The sequence below is a fragment of the Pseudomonas sp. Y39-6 genome, assembly GCF_023651955.1.
GTDB classification, from domain to species: Bacteria; Pseudomonadota; Gammaproteobacteria; order Pseudomonadales; family Pseudomonadaceae; genus Aquipseudomonas; species Aquipseudomonas veronii.
Window position 1 is genome coordinate 3,047,988 of the sequence record NZ_CP069594.1, and the last position, 15,408, is coordinate 3,063,395.

Below are 15,408 nucleotides of genomic sequence, written 5' to 3' on the forward strand. Positions count from 1 at the left end.
TGGGAAGGCGCACACTGTGTCCCCGCTTTACCCGAGGAGAGATTGGCAATGACCGGTGTTCACACGTCTGCGCAACAGGGTTTTTCGACCCAGGCCGTCACTTACGCCCAGGGCCGACCGAACTATCCGCGGCAACTCACGGGCTGGCTGGCTGACGTACTGCGCATCGACGCGCAGTCGACGGTGATCGACCTGGGCGCCGGCACCGGCAAGTTCACGCGCCTGCTGAACGCCCTGGCGCCGACGCTGATTGCCGTCGAACCCGTGCAGGCGATGGCTGCGCAATTGGCCAGGTTGTTGCCGGATGTGCGCTTGGTCAACGGCACCGCTGAATCCATCCCCCTGGCGTCCGCCTGCGCCGATGCGCTGGTCTGCGCCCAGTCCTTCCACTGGTTCTCCACCCAGGCTGCGTTGGCGGAAATTCACCGCGTGCTCAAGCCCGACGGGCGTCTGGGGCTGGTGTGGAATGTGCGGGATGAATCGGTGGACTGGGTGGCAGCGATCACCGCGATCATCACGCCTTACGAGGGCGATACGCCGCGCTTTCACAGCGGAAAATGGCGCGAGGCGTTCACCGGCGAGTATTTTTCCGCCCCCGAGATGACCTGTTTTCCCTACAACCACGTCGGCAGTCCGCAGGAAGTGATCATGGATCGCTTCCTCTCCGTCAGCTTTATCGCGGCACTGCCGGCCGCTGAAAAAGCCGAGGTCACCGCGCAATTACGCAACCTGATCGCCACTCACCCGGCGTTGAAAGGCCGCGATACCGTGGCCTTTCCCTATCAGACCCAGGCCTACGTTTGCCAACGACTGACGTAAAAGGCATAAAGTCAGATCATATTGATATAAGTGGTTATAAGAAAAATCGCTATCCTGCGGCCAGAATTTTACAAGGCCGCAGGTAGCTGTGATGGATGTGGGTAACGTTGGTTTCGTAGTTGCAGGCCTGATCGTTGGTTTTATCGTCGGCATGACCGGTGTCGGCGGGGGCTCCTTGATGACCCCGATCCTGCTGTGGTTCGGCATTAACCCGGCCACCGCCGTGGGCACCGACTTGTTGTACGCCGCCATCACCAAGTCCGGTGGGGTGCTGGTGCATGGCAAAAACAAGAATATCGACTGGACCATCACCGGCTGGCTCACCTTGGGCAGCGTGCCCGCGGTGCTGCTGACCCTGTGGTTCCTCGCCAGCCTGCACACCGACCCCAGCGCGATGAACGCGGTGATCAAACAGGCGCTCGGCGTGGTGTTGCTGCTGACCGCCCTGGCGATTCTGTTCAAGCATCGCCTGTTGGCCTTCGCCCAGCGCCATGCTGGCGACGATTACCACATGCACCCGCGCAACCTGAACGCGCTGACGGTGGTCACGGGGGCGGTCCTCGGCACCATGGTGGCACTGACCTCGATCGGCGCCGGAGCCCTCGGCACCGTGGCGCTGTTTATCCTTTACCCGTTCCTCGCCACGCGGCGCCTGGTCGGCACCGAGATCGCCCACGCCGTACCCCTGACGCTGGTAGCGGGCCTGGGCCACGCCGGCATGGGCAATATGGATTGGCACCTGCTGGGCTTTTTGCTGATGGGGTCGCTGCCGGGTATCTACATCGGTAGTCACATGGCCGGTAAAGTCCCGGACGGCGTGCTGCGCCCGTGTCTGGCGATCATGTTGATGAGCATCGGTTATAAGCTGGCTTTCTAAGCGGAGGCGTCGCGTATGGCCGCTGGCGTGCGAGCTGCCTGCCGAGGCCTCGATCAAGCCGGCAGCTTGAACAGCACCACCGCCGCGCGCAATTTGTTGTTGCCGAACCGGCACATGCGCTCGAACTCCGCGTGGCTGACCGGCAGGTGCTGGCAGTCCAGGGGCTGGCGGTGCTGGCTGTGGTCCACATCCGGGTCGTGCAGGTAGACAAAGTCGTCGTCGCAGTCGGTGACCATCACCCAATGCGGCGACTTGGAGCGGGTCAGCCGATAGCTGCTGATCAGCACCAACGGCTGCCCGCCGTCGCGCAGTACCCTGGGCAGATCCAGCGCGCCGCCGAGCACTTGCTCGACCGTGCTGGTGGCCAACTCTTCCTCGAAGGCGTCATGCACTAAACGCATGACGTCCTTTTTATGTTGATCGCGCACGCCGTCGAGAAACAACGGCCCGCGTACATTCACCTGCATCCGCACACGAAAGCCCCGACGCCAGGCGGCCAGCGCCAGGCCTTGAGGGCTGCAGCCGCCATGGCCGGCGGTCATGAACACGGTGGTCGCTTCACGCCAGATTTGCAGTTCTTCGCGGCGTGTGGCGACGCGCTCCGGCACCAACGCGCCCATGGCCATCAGCAGGCAGGCGGCGCCACAGGTGAAGTCGGTGGTTTGCGGGTAATACGGCACACGCTCCACGCGCGCGTCCTGGTGCTGGACGATGCGTTTTTCCAGGCGCAGGGCGGGAGCGTGGTCTTCGTAGTAATCGTTGATCAGCGCAAAGCGCCGGTAGCCGTTGCGTTCATACAGGGCGAGGGCGCCGGGGTTGTCGCTGCGCACTTCGAGGCGCAGGTACGCACAGTCGTGCTCCACCGCGCAGGCCTCGATGCGACTCAGCAACTGCTTGCCCAGGCCGAGGCCGCGCGCGTGTTCGGCGATGGCAATCGAGTACAGCCGCGCCAGGGACGTGCCGCGATGGAACAACACCAGCGCATACCCGAGCAATTGGCCGTCCTGTTCAGCCACCAGCAACTCGCCATGGGCGCGGCTGATCATCCAGTGAAAACTGCGCGGCGACAGTCGATCGGTGGTGAAACAGTGCTGTTCCAGTGCCACCAATGTCGGCACATCGCTGGGGGTTGCAACGCGAAAGAAAAGAGCCATATGACCGCCGTAAAAGTTGCGTAATGAAACGGGACTTCTCTAAAAGATCGTGCTTAATAGAAAAGGTCGAGTTCTCTAAAGCGGATCAAATATTATGTCGGCGGTACAAAGTCATTGGCGTGAAGTATCCGAGCAAACAGTCGCGGCGACAATAACTTCCAAAGGTTATTTTTCTGCTCCGCCCAGAGGCACGAGCCAAGTGGTGATCATTGTCGAACGCAAGGAAGACTGGGCCTCCTACTTCCCCAGCGAAGACATCGTCACGGCCCAGGAATATCTCGAACAAACCCGCGAAAGCGAGACCGGCAAGCGTGTGCAGGTGATCAACCTGTGTCGCGGCTACAAGTACCTGGGGCACGGTTACTACTGCTCACTGTTGGCCGAGGCTCGCGGGCACAAGGTGATTCCATCGGTGCGGACCATCAGTGAACTGACCAAGAAGTCACTGTACGGGCTGGCCCTGGACGACCTGGATAAAACCCTCGATAAAGCCTTGAGTCATCATCTTTACAGCAATACCGAAGGCTTTACGCTGACACTTTATTTTGGCCGAACGAATATAGAGCCGTTGCAGGAGTTGGCCCGCCAACTGTTTGAAGCGTTCCCGTGTCCGATCTTGTTAGTTGAGTTCAAAAAGAATAACGGCTGGCATATCGAAGGGGTCAAGTCTGGCATCTTGCACAAGTTGCGCGATGACCAGGAAGACCAATTCGCCCACGCCCTCGACAACTTCAGCCGCAAGATCTGGCGTCAGCCGCGCTCACGCCGATTGGCCCGCTATGACCTGGCGATCCTGCATGATCCCCAGGAGCAATTGCCGCCGTCCAACGCCAGGGCCCTGGAAAATTTCATCAGGGTCGGCAAGGGTTTGGGTATCGATGTGGAGCTGATCGAGCGCAAGGACTACGCGCGCCTGGCCGAATACGACGCCTTGTTGATCCGCGAGACCACCAGCGTCGACAACCATACCTACCGTTTCGCCAAGAAAGCCGAAAGCGAAGGTCTGGTGGTGATGGACGACCCCGCGTCGATCCTGCGCTGTACCAACAAGGTCTACCTCACCGACCTGCTCAACAGCCATCAACTGGGCATGCCGGCCACCGAGATTCTCTACAAGGAACGACCGGAAGACTTCGAACGGGTCGGCGAACGCCTCGGCTTCCCCTTGGTGCTGAAAATCCCCGACGGCTGTTTCTCCCGTGGGGTGATCAAGGTCGAAAGCCAGGAAGCGTTGCTCAAGGCCACCGCCGAACTGTTCGAGCATTCGGTGCTGCTGTTGGCCCAGGAGTTTTTCTACACCGAGTACGACTGGCGCATTGGCGTACTCAACCGCAAGCCGATCTTTGCCTGCCAATACTTCATGTCCAAGGGCCATTGGCAGATCTACAACCACAAGGCCATCGGCGCGGACATCAACGGCGAATGCCGCACCCTGGCGGTCCACGAGGCGCCCAAGGCCGTGGTGGAGCTGGCGGTGAAGACCGCCAACCTGATCGGCGACGGCCTCTACGGCGTGGACCTCAAGCAATCGGGCGACAAGGTGGTGGTGATCGAGGTCAACGACAACCCCAACCTGGATGCCGGTATCGAAGATGCCTACTTGCAGGACGACTTGTATGGCCTGGTGCTGGAGGAATTCGTCCGACGCCTGGAGTTGAAGCGTCAGGGCCAGGTCTGGTGAGTCGCGATGATCCAGCGCTTTGAATTGATCGATGGAAAGTTGCGCAGCGGGGACAGTGACGAGGCCCCGATCATGTTGTTCAGCAACCCTGACCATGCCGAGCGCAACTGGCTGCTTGAGCACCACAAACTGGACGAGCATGCCCTGGCCTCGGCGCTCGACCCGGATGAAGTCTCACGCATCGAATTTCACCCCGACAATCTGTTTCTGATCTGGAAGCGCCCGGAGAACTACTCCGGCGGGGGCACCCTGGTGTTTGAGGTGTCGTCCTGCGGCCTGCTGTTTTCACCTGGCCGGCTGTTGGTGATCGCCACCGATGAAACCCCGCTGTCCGGGCTCGGCGCCCGTCGCCCATTGCACACACCGCTGGATGTGCTGCTCGACCTGCTGCTCAACAACATTCACCACTACCTCGGCCACCTCAAAGTGATCAAGCTGGTCGCGCGGGAGTTGCAGCAACAGTTCAACGCGTCCATGAGCAACCATCATCTGATGCAGATGTTCAACCTCAGCGAAAGCCTGATCTATTACATCAACGCGCTGCACAGCAATGGCGCCGTGCTGTCGCGGCTGCGCAACCACGGCGAGAAGGAGCATTTCAGCGCCGAGATTCTCGGCCTGATCGACGACCTGATCATCGAGAACCACCAGTGCTACAAACAGGCGGAGATTTATTCCAACGTGTTCTCCGGGCTGATCGACGCGCGCGGCAACCTGATGAACAACAGCATGAACAACCTGTTGCGCAAGCTGACGTTGATCAATGTGGTGTTTCTGCCGCTCAACCTGATCGCCAGCATTGGCGGCATGTCGGAGTTCAGCATGATGACGGCGGGTACGCCGTGGTGGGTGTCGTACCCGCTGTTTTTGTTGGCGATGGGCTTGGGCGCGGGGTTGATGGTGCTGGGGCTCAAGCGGATTGCAGGCGGCGCGAATGGGAGGTGACCCCCCATCCCTGGGGGGGCCGGCTCAGGACGTGGCTTGCAGGGTCAGCACCTCGAACCCGTCCGCCGTCACCGCCACGGTGTGTTCCCACTGGGCCGACAGGCTGTTGTCCTTGGTCACCACCGTCCAGCCGTCCTTCAGGCTGCGCACCTTGGCGCTGCCCTGGTTCAGCATTGGCTCGATGGTAAACACCATGCCTTCGCGCAGCTCCAGCCCGGTGCCGGGGCGGCCGAAGTGCAGGATCTGGGGGTCTTCATGCATCTGCCGGCCGATGCCGTGGCCGCAGTATTCACGTACCACGCTGTAACCATTGGCCTGCGCATGGTGCTGGATCGCATGGCCGATGTCGCCCAGGCGGGCGCCGGGCTTGACCTGGCGGATACCGGCCCACATCGCCTCGAAGGTCATCTCCACCAGGCGGCGTGCCTTCGGCGAGACGGTACCGATCATGTACATCTTGCTGGAGTCGGCGATAAAGCCGCCTTTTTCCAGGGTGATGTCGATGTTGACGATGTCGCCGTCCTTGAGGACTTGCGTGGCGCTGGGCATGCCGTGGCACACCACTTCGTTGACCGAGGTGTTGATGGAGAAGGGGTAGTCGTATTGCCCGAGGCTCGCCGGGCGGGCTTTGAGCTCGTGGCGGATGAAGGCTTCGACGGCGCTGTCCAGCTCCAGGGTGGAGCGTCCGGCGGCGACAAAACCGTCGAGCATGCTGAACACCTGGGCCAGCAGGCGCCCGGATTCGCGCATCACGGCGAGTTGTGCGGCGGTTTTGATCATCAGCTGCGCCCCCGGATCAGGTCCGGCTTGTCCAGCAACAGCTTGTTGATCAGCTCGTTGTAGGGCAAATGCGGGTTGAGTTCGGCGAGCAGGCCGATCTTGATCCAGAACTCGGCCTGGGCGTTGATGGAACGGTCCATGGCCGCACTGGCCAGGCGTAGTTGTTCGTGCAGTTGGTCGGTGATCTTGACGATGCCCATGTGCTTCACTGTGTCAGATGAATATACGGATCGTATACGTTTCGTATGTCCATCGTAAAGCCCCGTCAGTGAAATGGCCCCTTGCCATTGACTTGACCGGCCACCGCCGGGTAATTTCGTGACATGACATTTCAAACCCTGCGTTGCCAGCCAATTATTATTACCGCCATTCCTCATTTGGCGGGATAGCGCTCGGCTGCACCCAAACCCGCCCTAGAGGCGGGTTTTGTTTTTCCGTCTCCAGGTGCCCTTACCCAAGCCAGGAGACTCCCATGAGCACTTGCCCCGTCCCATCTACCGCTGTCTCGGGACTGCTTGAGCACTACGTCAAAAAGATCCTCGCCGCGCCGGTCTACGATTTGGCCGTGCGAACCCCCTTGCAGGTCGCCCCGGCGCTGTCGCTGTTGCTCGACAACCAGGTGTTGCTCAAGCGCGAAGATCTGCAACCGACCTTTTCCTTCAAGATCCGTGGCGCCTACAACAAGCTGATGCAACTCAGCGCCGAGCAGAAGGCCTGCGGCGTGATCACCGCGTCGGCCGGCAACCATGCGCAAGGCGTAGCGCTGGCGGCGCGGGAATTGGGGATCAAGGCCACGATCATCATGCCGTGCAGCACGCCGGAGTTGAAGGTGCTGGGTGTGCGCTCGCGAGGGGCGCAAGCGGTGCTGCACGGTGAGAGCTTTCCGTTTGCCCTGGCCCATGCGTTGCAACTGGCCGAAGCCTGCGGTTGTACGTTTGTCTCGCCGTTCGACGATCCGGACGTGATCGCCGGCCAAGGCACGGTGGGCATGGAAATCCTGCGCCAGCAGCAGGGCGCGCTGGACGCGATCTTCGTGCCGGTGGGCGGTGGCGGCCTGATCGGCGGGATCGCCGCCTACGTCAAATACTTGCGGCCCGAGGTACGCATCGTCGGCGTCGAAGCCGAAGGCTCGAGTTGCCTGTTGGCAGCCTTGCGCGCCGGTGAACGCGTGGTGCTGCCCAGTGTGGACGGGTTTGCCGATGGCACGGCAGTGGCGCAGATCGGCGCCTATGGCTTTGAGATCTGCCGGGATTGGGTGGATGACGTCATCACGGTCAGCAACGATGAACTGTGCAGTGCCATCAAGCTGATCTACGACGATACGCGTTCCATCGTCGAGCCGTCCGGCGCCTTGGCTGTGGCGGGCATTCGCCGCTATGTGGGGCAACACCGCGTGCGCGGGCAGACGCTGGTGGCGGTCAACTCAGGGGCCAATATCAACTTTGATAGTTTACGACATGTTGCTGAAAGAGCCGCAGCACACAGTGCCAGTTAACGCAAAGCCCAGGGTTAAACGTTTAATCGAAGCTGTTCGGCGATGATGTTCGTCGAGTGAATTTGAGTTGAACAAAGTTATACAAGACTGGGTACTGCTTATGAGGAAAGGTTACAACGAGAACGGATTTTGCCGAGTAGGCTTATTGATTGTAAACGTCTTCCAGGGTTGGCAGGACGTGGCGGGCGAGTGCCTGCAAGACTTATAACAATCGATTGGCAGTCTCAAGAAAGGAGAGGTTGACCATGCTTTCGGAATTAGAACTTCGCAGTATCATTGAAGGAAGTTTCCTGCCTAAACGGTGCGAATGCACCAAAGCTGAAGATGCCTCGTTGACGATCAAGGTCTATGACGATCGTGACCGTGACCGGGTGGATCTGGAAGTCAAAGGCATCAATGCTGACAAACTCGACAGCAGTCGAGCCATTTGCAACCTGATCACCGGGTTGCGCGAAGACCTCAAGCAATCGCAGGGGCCTGCACTGCAAAGAGCAGCAGGGCGCGGCCACTACTAGATAGCGAGCGTTGCTTTCACCGATCTGCGGGCCTGGTAAATACCAGGCCCGATGCTGTTGCTACCCGTCAATCCATGCTGAATGCCGCAGCCTGTGATCGTTTGTTCACCCCAACTGTTGCCGATAGGGCAGGTCCGGGCCCGTTTTGCCGCAGGTCATGGCGGCCGCACGGATCGCAAAGCCCAGCATCGCGTCGATCTGGGCGCGGGTCAGTTGCTGCAGGCCCTCTACCGAATCCAGTTGCTGCTCGGTCAGCCAGGCAATCAACGCCGCCTGGAAGGTGTCCCCGGCACCCACGGTATCGGCCATCACCACCTTCACCGCCGGTTGCGACCAGTGTCCGTGCTGGCGGCTGAACACGCTGGCGCCGTTACCGCCGCGAGTGAGGAAGACCAACTGGCAGCGGTGTTGCAACCAGCCCTCAAGCACGCTTTCCGGCGATTGGTCGGGGTAGAGCAGGTGCAGGTCTTCATCGCTGACCTTGATCAGGTCGGCGTACTTGACCAGTTCGGCCACGCGCTCGCGCCACAGCTGGATATCCGGTTGCGGGTTGAGCCGCACGTTGGGGTCGAGGCTGATCAAGCGCTTGCCGCTTTCGCGCTGGACCAGGGCCAGCAGGGTGTCGCCAATCGGTTGCACCACCAGGGAGAACGAACCCACATGCAGCCCGCGAACCTCATCGCCCAGGGTTGGCAGGTGTGCGCGCGTCAATTGGCGGTCGGCGCAGCCTTCGCCGCGAAAGCTGTATTGCGGGGATCCATCGGCGCCCACGGCGACCATCGCCAGGGTGGTCGGCGCGGCGAATTCCACCAGGAACTGCGGGTTGACGCCTTCGTCCCTGAGCACCTGCAACAAGCGCTGCCCGAGGAAGTCAGTGGACACGCCGCCGAACAGCGCGGCCTCGATGCCGAGCCGGCGTAAACCGACGGCGACGTTGAACGGCGAACCACCGGCAATCGCCTTGTAATTGAGTTTGGAGGCTTGCCCGCTGGGATCGTCCTCGCTGAAAAAATCAAACAGCGCTTCACCGCACACCAGATACATAGTCGTTCGCTCTTAAAGGGTTGCCACGTGCTGTTGATAGCGCTCGTAGGCGTGTTGATAGGCGCTGACATTGTCGGCCACCGGCAGGGTCCGGCTGGCCGGGTCGACGCTCACGCATTTTTCGCACAGGCTGGCCAGGGACTCGCCGGACTGGCTCCACGCCGCCTGGATCGCCGCGCCCAGGGCCGCTGCTTCGCTTTGTTCGGTGCAGATCACTTCGGTGTGCATGATATCGGCAACCATCTGCCGCCACACCGGGCTTTTCGAGCCGCCGCCGATCAGGCGGATGCTCTGGCTGTGCAGGCCGGTCTGGCGCAACAGATCAAGGCCGTAACGCAAGCCGAAGGTGGTGCCCTCGACCACCGCGCGACACAGGTTGGCGCGGGTCAGGTTGGTCATGGTCAAGCCATGCAGGCTGCCGGTGGCGTGGGGCAGGGCGGGCACGCGTTCGCCATTGAGGAACGGCAGCATGCTCACGCCGTCGGCACCGATCGGCGCCTGCTCGACCAGGGCGTTGAAGGCGTCGAGGTCGAGGTCGAACAGTTCGCGAATCACCCCGGTCGCGTTGGTCAGGTTCATCGTGCAGATCAACGGCAACCAGCCGCCGCTGGAGGAACAGAAGGTCGCGACCGACGCCTGGGGGCTGACGTTGGGCTGGTCGGCGAAGGCATACACGGTGCCCGATGAACCCAGGCTCATGGTGATCACGCCGGGGGCGATATTGCCGGTGCCGATGGCGCCCATCATGTTGTCGCCGCCGCCGCTGGACACGATGGCGTCGGGGTTGATGCCCAGGCGTTCGGCGATGGCCGGCAGGATCGTGCCGACGGCTTGGTCGGCTTCGATCAGCGTCGGCAAGGCTGCCTGCAGGCGGCCGCTGGGGTCGATGTGCTGGAGCAGCGCCACGTCCCAGGTACGGCTGCGCACGTTGAAGTAGCCGGTGCCCGAGGCATCGCCGTATTCCGCGACGGCGCGGCCGGTGAGCCAGTAGTTGAGGTAGTCGTGGGGCAGCAGGATATGCGCGATGCGCGCGAACACCTCGGGGTGCTGCTCGCGGGTCCACAGCAGTTTGGACACGGTGTAACCCGGCGCGATCGCGACGCCGAGACGCTCCAGCGAAGCGCTTTCGCCCCCCAGGTATTGCAACAGGCGCTCGTTTTCGGCGGCGGTTTCGGTGTCGCACCACAGCTTGGCCGGGCGCAGCACCTGGCCGCTGTCATCGAGCAACACCAGGCCGTGTTGCTGGCCGGACACGCCGATGCCGAGGATATCCTGGCCGTCCACGCCGGCCTGTTGCAGGGCGCGGTGGGTGGCTTCGGTAAAGGCGTCCAGCCACTCCTGGGTGTGCTGCTCGCGCCGGCCGTTGGCGCCGCTGATCAGTGTGTGTGCCGCGGCGCCCAGGCCCAGCACCTTGCCGCTGGAGGCGTCGAGGACGATGGCTTTGGTGCCTTGGGTGCCGCAGTCGATGCCGAGGAACAGGTTTTGCTGGGTCATGAGGGTTTGCTCAGCATTGTTGTTGGATTGTAAATGCGCTTCAAATGTGGGAGGGGGCTTGCCCCTGATGGCGGTGTTTCAGTGTAAATGTTCTTTACTGACCCACCGCTATCGGGGGCAAGCCCCCTCCCACAGGTTTAAACCGGTTTCTTCAGGAGTTGCTGCAGTGTTTTTGTGACGCCGTTGTCGCGCAGGCTCGCATAGCACCGCTCGAACGCTGCCACAAACTCAGCCGACTTGGGAATAGCTGTGCCGAAAATCTCCTCCACGCCGAGCAGGCGCTGACTGATCCGCGCATCGTCACTCACCAGGCCCTGGCAAAACTCGGCACGCGGGTCGGGAATTTTGTAGACCGCGCCAGTCTCGTCGACACCCTTGAGGTACAACGCCCACGCGGCCACCACCAACGCTGCGCGCTCGGTCTCACGCCCATCGGCAATCAGGCGGTTGATCGTTGGCACGGTGAACTTGGGAAATTTCGACGAGCCATCGGAACACACGCGCTCCAACTGGTCGGCAATCGCCTGGTTGGAGAAGCGATCGACCAGGGTCTGCTTGTACTGCGTGAGGTCGATGCCCGGCACCGGCGCCAGGTTCGGCGTGACGTCCAGGTCCATGTAGGCGCGCATGTACGCGACGAACAACGGGTCATTCATGGTCTCGTGAACGAACCGATACCCCTTGAGAAACCCCAGGTAAGTCAGGGCCAGGTGGCTGCCGTTGAGCAGGCCGATCTTCATTTCCTCATAGGGCGTCACGTCGTCGGTGAACTGCACGCCGACCTTTTCCCAGGCCGGGCGGCCGTTGACGAAGCGGTCTTCCAGCACCCATTGCACAAACGGCTCGCACACCACCGGCCAGGCATCGTCGATGCCGTGCTCATCGTGCAATTGCAGGCGATGCGCGGTACTGGTCATCGGCGTGATGCGGTCGACCATGGCGTTGGGGAACGTCACGTTGGCCTGGATCCAGTCATGCAGTTCGGCGTCGTGCAGGGCGGCGAAGGCCAGCAGGGCCTTGCGCGTGACGGCGCCGTTGTGCGGCAGGTTATCGCAGGACATCACGGTAAATGCCGGGGTGCCGGCGGCGCGACGTTGGGTCAGTGCGGCGCAGATAAAGCCGAACACGGTTTTCGGTGCCTGCGGGTGTGCCAGGTCGTGCTGGATCTGCGGCAGGTGGGCCATGAACTCGCCATTGCTGTCGTCGATGCAGTAGCCGCCTTCGGTGATGGTCAGCGAGACGATACGGATGTGCGGGCTGGCCAGTTTGTCGATCAGCCCCCGGGCGCCGTCCTCGGCCAGCAGCATGTCGCTGATCGAGCCGATCACGCGCACTTCGGTGTCGTCGCTGTCGCCCAGTTCATACAGGGTGAACAGGTAGTCCTGGCCGGCCAGGTCGTCGCGGGCCTTGCGGTCCTCGCTGCGCAGGCCGATGCCGCAAATGCTCCAGTCCAGGCCCTCGCCGGTATTCATCAGCGCATCGGTGTAATACGCCTGGTGCGCGCGGTGGAAACCGCCGACGCCGATATGGGCGATGCCCTGGCGGGTATCGGCAATGGCGTAGGTCGGGATTTTCACTTCCGGCGCCAATTGGGTGAGGTTGTGTTTATTCAGTTTCATCATAACTCTCGCGAAATCAGGCGGCGGCGCGCAGTGGTCGGGTGACGGCCACGCCGTCGGTGTCGAACAGATGGCAGTGCGCCGGGTCCAGGTGCAGGTGCAGCGTCTCGCCATACTGGCTGGCCATGTCGCCGCGAATCCGCATGGTCAGCGGCTCGCCGTTGGCGGTGATGACGTGGCAGAAGGTGTCGCTGCCCAGGCGCTCGCCGACGTCGGCGGTGACGGTCAGGCCGGCCTGGCCCGGCGCGGCGATCTCCAGGTGTTCCGGGCGAATGCCCAGGGTCACCGCGCTGCCCACGCTCAAGGTGGCGCCGCTCAGCGGCAGGCTGATCAGGCTGCCGGCGTCCAGTTGCACGTCGCAGCCCTGGCCCTCGACCCGCGTGACCTTGCCCTTGAGGAAGCCCATTTTCGGCGTGCCGAGAAAGCCCGCGACAAACAGGTTGGCCGGCTGGTGATACAGCTCCAGTGGCGAGCCGACCTGCTCGATGCGGCCGCTGTTGAGCACCACCACTTTGTCGGCCAGGGTCATGGCTTCGACCTGATCGTGGGTCACATAGATCATGGTTGCTTGCAGCTCTTTATGCAGGCGCGCCAGTTCCAGGCGCATCTGCACGCGCAGCGCGGCGTCGAGGTTGGACAGCGGTTCGTCGAACAGGAAGATCTTCGGGTTGCGCACAATCGCCCGGCCGATCGCCACGCGCTGGCGTTGGCCGCCGGACAGCTGCTTGGGCTTGCGCTCCAGCAGCGGGCCCAGTTCGAGGATGCGCGCCGCTTCGCTGACTTTGCTCTCTACCAGCTTTTTGTCGACGCCGGCCAGGTCGAGGGCAAACGACATGTTCTTGCGCACGCTCATGTGCGGGTACAGCGCGTAGGTCTGGAACACCATCGCCAGGTCGCGCTTGGCCGGGGTGACTTCGGTGATGTCGCGGCCATCAAGCTCAATGGTGCCTTCGCTGACTTCTTCCAGGCCGGCGATCAGCCGCAGCAGCGTGGATTTACCGCAACCCGACGGGCCGACGAAGACCACGAACTCCTTGTCGTTCACTTCCAGGTCGATGCCCTTGATGATGGAAAAGCCTTCGAAGCCTTTTTGCAGATTCTTGATTTTCAGGTTGGCCATGGGATGGGCCTCCGCTTCTGAATTCGTTTTTGTTAGAGAGAAGCCGTTATTTCACGGCGCCGAAGGACAACCCGCGCACCAGCTGTTTCTGGCTGATCCAGCCAAAAATCAGGATCGGCGCGCAGGCCAGGGTCGACACGGCCGACAATTTGGCCCAGAACAAGCCTTCGGGGCTGGAGTAGGAGGCGATCAGCGCGGTCAGCGGCGCGGCAGTCGACGAGGTCAGGTTCAGCGACCAGAACGCCTCGTTCCAGCACAGGATCAGCGACAGCAGCACCGTGGACGCCAGCCCGCCCTTGGCGATCGGCAGCAGCACGCGGACCATCTCCTGCCACAGGGTGGCGCCGTCCAGGCGGGCGGCTTCGAGGATGTCTTTGGGGATGTCCTTGAAGTAGGTGTAAACCATCCACACCACGATCGGCAGGTTGATCAGGGTGTAGATGATGATCAGCGCGATACGCGTATCCAGCAGGCCAAAGCTCTTGGCCAGCAGGTAGATCGGCATCAATACGCCCACCGGTGGCAGCATCTTGGTCGACAGCATCCATAGCAGGGTGCCCTTGGTGCGTTGGGTCTCGTAGAACGCCATGGAGTAGGCCGCCGGCACCGAGATCAGCAGGCACAAGGCGGTGGCGCTGAACGAAATCAGCACCGAGTTCCACGCGTAGCTGAAGTAGTTGCTGCGTTCGTTGATGTGCAGGTAGTTCTCCAGCGTCGGCGTGAAGATGAACTGCGGCGGCGTGGCGAACGCGTCGATCTCGGTCTTGAAGCTGGTCAGCACCATCCAGAAGATCGGGAAGAAGATCAGGATCGCGATGGCCCAGGCCAGGGTGCCGAGCAGCAGGCTTTGCAGGCGGCGGGATTGTTGAAGCGTCATGGCGCGGCCCTCAAGGCTTGTCAGTCAGGTTTTTGCCGATCATCCGCACCAGGATGATCGCCGCGATGTTGGCGATGACCACGGCAATCAAGCCGCCGGCCGAGGCCATGCCCACATCGAACTGCACCAGCGCCTGGTTGTAGATCAGGTAGGCGAGGTTGGTCGAGGCATAGCCGGGGCCGCCGTTGGTGGTGGTGAAGATTTCGGCGAACACCGAGAGCAGGAAGATCGTTTCGATCATCACCACCACGGCAATCGGGCGCGCCAGGTGGGGCAGGGTCAGGTGCCAGAAGATCGCGATGGCGCCGGCGCCGTCCAGGCGTGCGGCTTCCTTTTGTTCCTGGTCGAGGGACTGCATGGCGGTCATCAGCAGCAGGATCGCGAAGGGCAGCCATTGCCACGAGACGATGATGATGATCGACAGCAGCGGGTAATGCGCCAGCCAATCCACCGGCTGCGCGCCGAACAGCTTCCACACGGCGGCGAGAATCCCCGAGACCGGGTGGAAAATCAGGTTCTTCCAGATCAGCGCACCGACGGTGGGCATGATGAAGAACGGCGAGATCAACAACACTCGCACCAGGCCGCGGCCGAAGAACTCACTGGCCTCCAGCAGGGCGCTGATCAATACGCCGAACACCACGCTGATCAGCAGCACGCTGCCCACCAGCAACAGGGTATTGGTGGCGCCGGGCAGGAAGCCCGAATCGGTGATGAAGTAGGTGAAGTTCTCCAGCCCCACGAACTGGTTTTCGCCGGGGTAGAGCAGGTTGTAGCGGATCAGCGAAAAGTACAGGGTCATGCCCAGCGGCACGATCATCCACAGTAGCAGCAAGGCTACCGAGGGGCTGACGAGAAACCAGCCGGGGTTGGCCAGGCGGCTTTTGCGTGTTGTATTCATGGTGATCAAGACCGATTAGAGGCAGGTGCGCAAAACTCCTGTAGGAGCGGGCTTGCTCGCGAAGGTATTTCAGGCGCATGTCGGCGT

15 protein-coding genes are annotated in these 15,408 nt (G+C 61.7%); 6 read left to right on the forward strand and 9 right to left on the reverse strand.

The window, feature by feature from the left end:
- Window positions 1-48 precede the first annotated feature (48 nt).
- Together JN756_RS13935 and JN756_RS13940 are read left to right on the forward strand one after the other, a co-directional pair.
- Entirely contained in the window at window positions 49-819 is a 771-nt protein-coding gene (locus tag JN756_RS13935; RefSeq protein WP_017848417.1) for a class I SAM-dependent methyltransferase, read from the forward strand.
- A gap of 91 nt (window positions 820-910) precedes the next feature.
- Complete coding sequence (locus JN756_RS13940) at window positions 911-1,696, forward strand: sulfite exporter TauE/SafE family protein (protein ID WP_046383183.1); 786 nt, start codon at window positions 911-913, stop codon at window positions 1,694-1,696.
- Window positions 1,697-1,749: 53 nt separating this feature from the next.
- Here the strand turns inward: JN756_RS13940 and JN756_RS13945 are convergent, their stop codons facing one another.
- Window positions 1,750-2,850 carry a peptidase C39 family protein gene (locus JN756_RS13945; RefSeq protein WP_128192510.1) on the reverse strand — a complete coding sequence of 367 codons (1,101 nt, stop codon included), beginning with the start codon at window positions 2,848-2,850 and terminating at the stop codon, window positions 1,750-1,752.
- Between the two features lie 94 nt (window positions 2,851-2,944).
- Between JN756_RS13945 and JN756_RS13950 the strand changes: the two genes are divergently transcribed.
- Window positions 2,945-4,531 carry a RimK family ATP-grasp domain-containing protein gene (locus JN756_RS13950; protein ID WP_108526598.1) on the forward strand — a complete coding sequence of 529 codons (1,587 nt, stop codon included), beginning with the start codon at window positions 2,945-2,947 and terminating at the stop codon, window positions 4,529-4,531.
- A 6-nt stretch (window positions 4,532-4,537) separates the two neighbouring features.
- Window positions 4,538-5,476, forward strand: a complete 939-nt coding sequence (locus JN756_RS13955; RefSeq protein WP_046383186.1) for a magnesium transporter CorA family protein — start codon at window positions 4,538-4,540, stop codon at window positions 5,474-5,476.
- A gap of 24 nt (window positions 5,477-5,500) precedes the next feature.
- On the opposite strand, the gene map is transcribed toward JN756_RS13955, so the two are convergent.
- Together map and JN756_RS13965 are read right to left on the reverse strand one after the other, a co-directional pair.
- Window positions 5,501-6,256, reverse strand: a complete 756-nt coding sequence (gene map, locus JN756_RS13960; RefSeq protein ID WP_046383187.1) for a type I methionyl aminopeptidase — start codon at window positions 6,254-6,256, stop codon at window positions 5,501-5,503.
- Window positions 6,256-6,456 (reverse strand): ParD-like family protein, encoded by a 201-nt coding sequence (locus tag JN756_RS13965; protein WP_003190946.1) that lies wholly within the window; start codon window positions 6,454-6,456, stop codon window positions 6,256-6,258. Before JN756_RS13965 ends, map begins: the two co-directional genes overlap by 1 nt.
- Before the next feature lie 272 nt (window positions 6,457-6,728).
- On the opposite strand from JN756_RS13965, the gene ilvA reads away from it, so the two are divergent.
- Both ilvA and JN756_RS13975 read left to right on the forward strand, forming a co-directional pair.
- Window positions 6,729-7,751: a threonine ammonia-lyase, biosynthetic gene (ilvA, locus tag JN756_RS13970; RefSeq protein WP_201022181.1), complete on the forward strand. Its 1,023-nt coding sequence runs from the start codon at window positions 6,729-6,731 to the stop codon at window positions 7,749-7,751.
- A 245-nt stretch (window positions 7,752-7,996) separates the two neighbouring features.
- A complete protein-coding gene (locus JN756_RS13975) occupies window positions 7,997-8,266 on the forward strand; it encodes a DUF1652 domain-containing protein (protein ID WP_017848424.1) in 270 nt (89 codons plus the stop codon).
- A gap of 105 nt (window positions 8,267-8,371) precedes the next feature.
- Here JN756_RS13975 and JN756_RS13980 read toward each other — a convergent pair whose 3' ends face one another.
- The 6 genes from JN756_RS13980 to JN756_RS14005 all read right to left on the reverse strand — a co-directional run bounded on the left by JN756_RS13980 (window position 8,372) and on the right by JN756_RS14005 (window position 15,321).
- Window positions 8,372-9,310, reverse strand: a complete 939-nt coding sequence (locus tag JN756_RS13980) for a carbohydrate kinase family protein (protein ID WP_046383188.1) — start codon at window positions 9,308-9,310, stop codon at window positions 8,372-8,374.
- Window positions 9,311-9,322: 12 nt separating this feature from the next.
- A complete protein-coding gene (gene xylB, locus JN756_RS13985; protein ID WP_046383189.1) occupies window positions 9,323-10,804 on the reverse strand; it encodes a xylulokinase in 1,482 nt (493 codons plus the stop codon).
- 137 nt (window positions 10,805-10,941) lie between these two features.
- Window positions 10,942-12,423 (reverse strand): mannitol dehydrogenase family protein, encoded by a 1,482-nt coding sequence (locus tag JN756_RS13990; protein WP_201022182.1) that lies wholly within the window; start codon window positions 12,421-12,423, stop codon window positions 10,942-10,944.
- Between the two features lie 16 nt (window positions 12,424-12,439).
- Window positions 12,440-13,543, reverse strand: coding sequence for an ABC transporter ATP-binding protein (locus JN756_RS13995; protein ID WP_046383191.1), 1,104 nt, complete (start codon window positions 13,541-13,543; stop codon window positions 12,440-12,442).
- Between the two features lie 46 nt (window positions 13,544-13,589).
- Window positions 13,590-14,420: a carbohydrate ABC transporter permease gene (locus tag JN756_RS14000; RefSeq protein WP_012723930.1), complete on the reverse strand. Its 831-nt coding sequence runs from the start codon at window positions 14,418-14,420 to the stop codon at window positions 13,590-13,592.
- A gap of 10 nt (window positions 14,421-14,430) precedes the next feature.
- On the reverse strand, window positions 14,431-15,321 hold the full coding sequence (locus JN756_RS14005; RefSeq protein WP_046385260.1) for a carbohydrate ABC transporter permease: 891 nt from the start codon (window positions 15,319-15,321) through the stop codon (window positions 14,431-14,433).
- Window positions 15,322-15,408 lie beyond the last annotated feature (87 nt).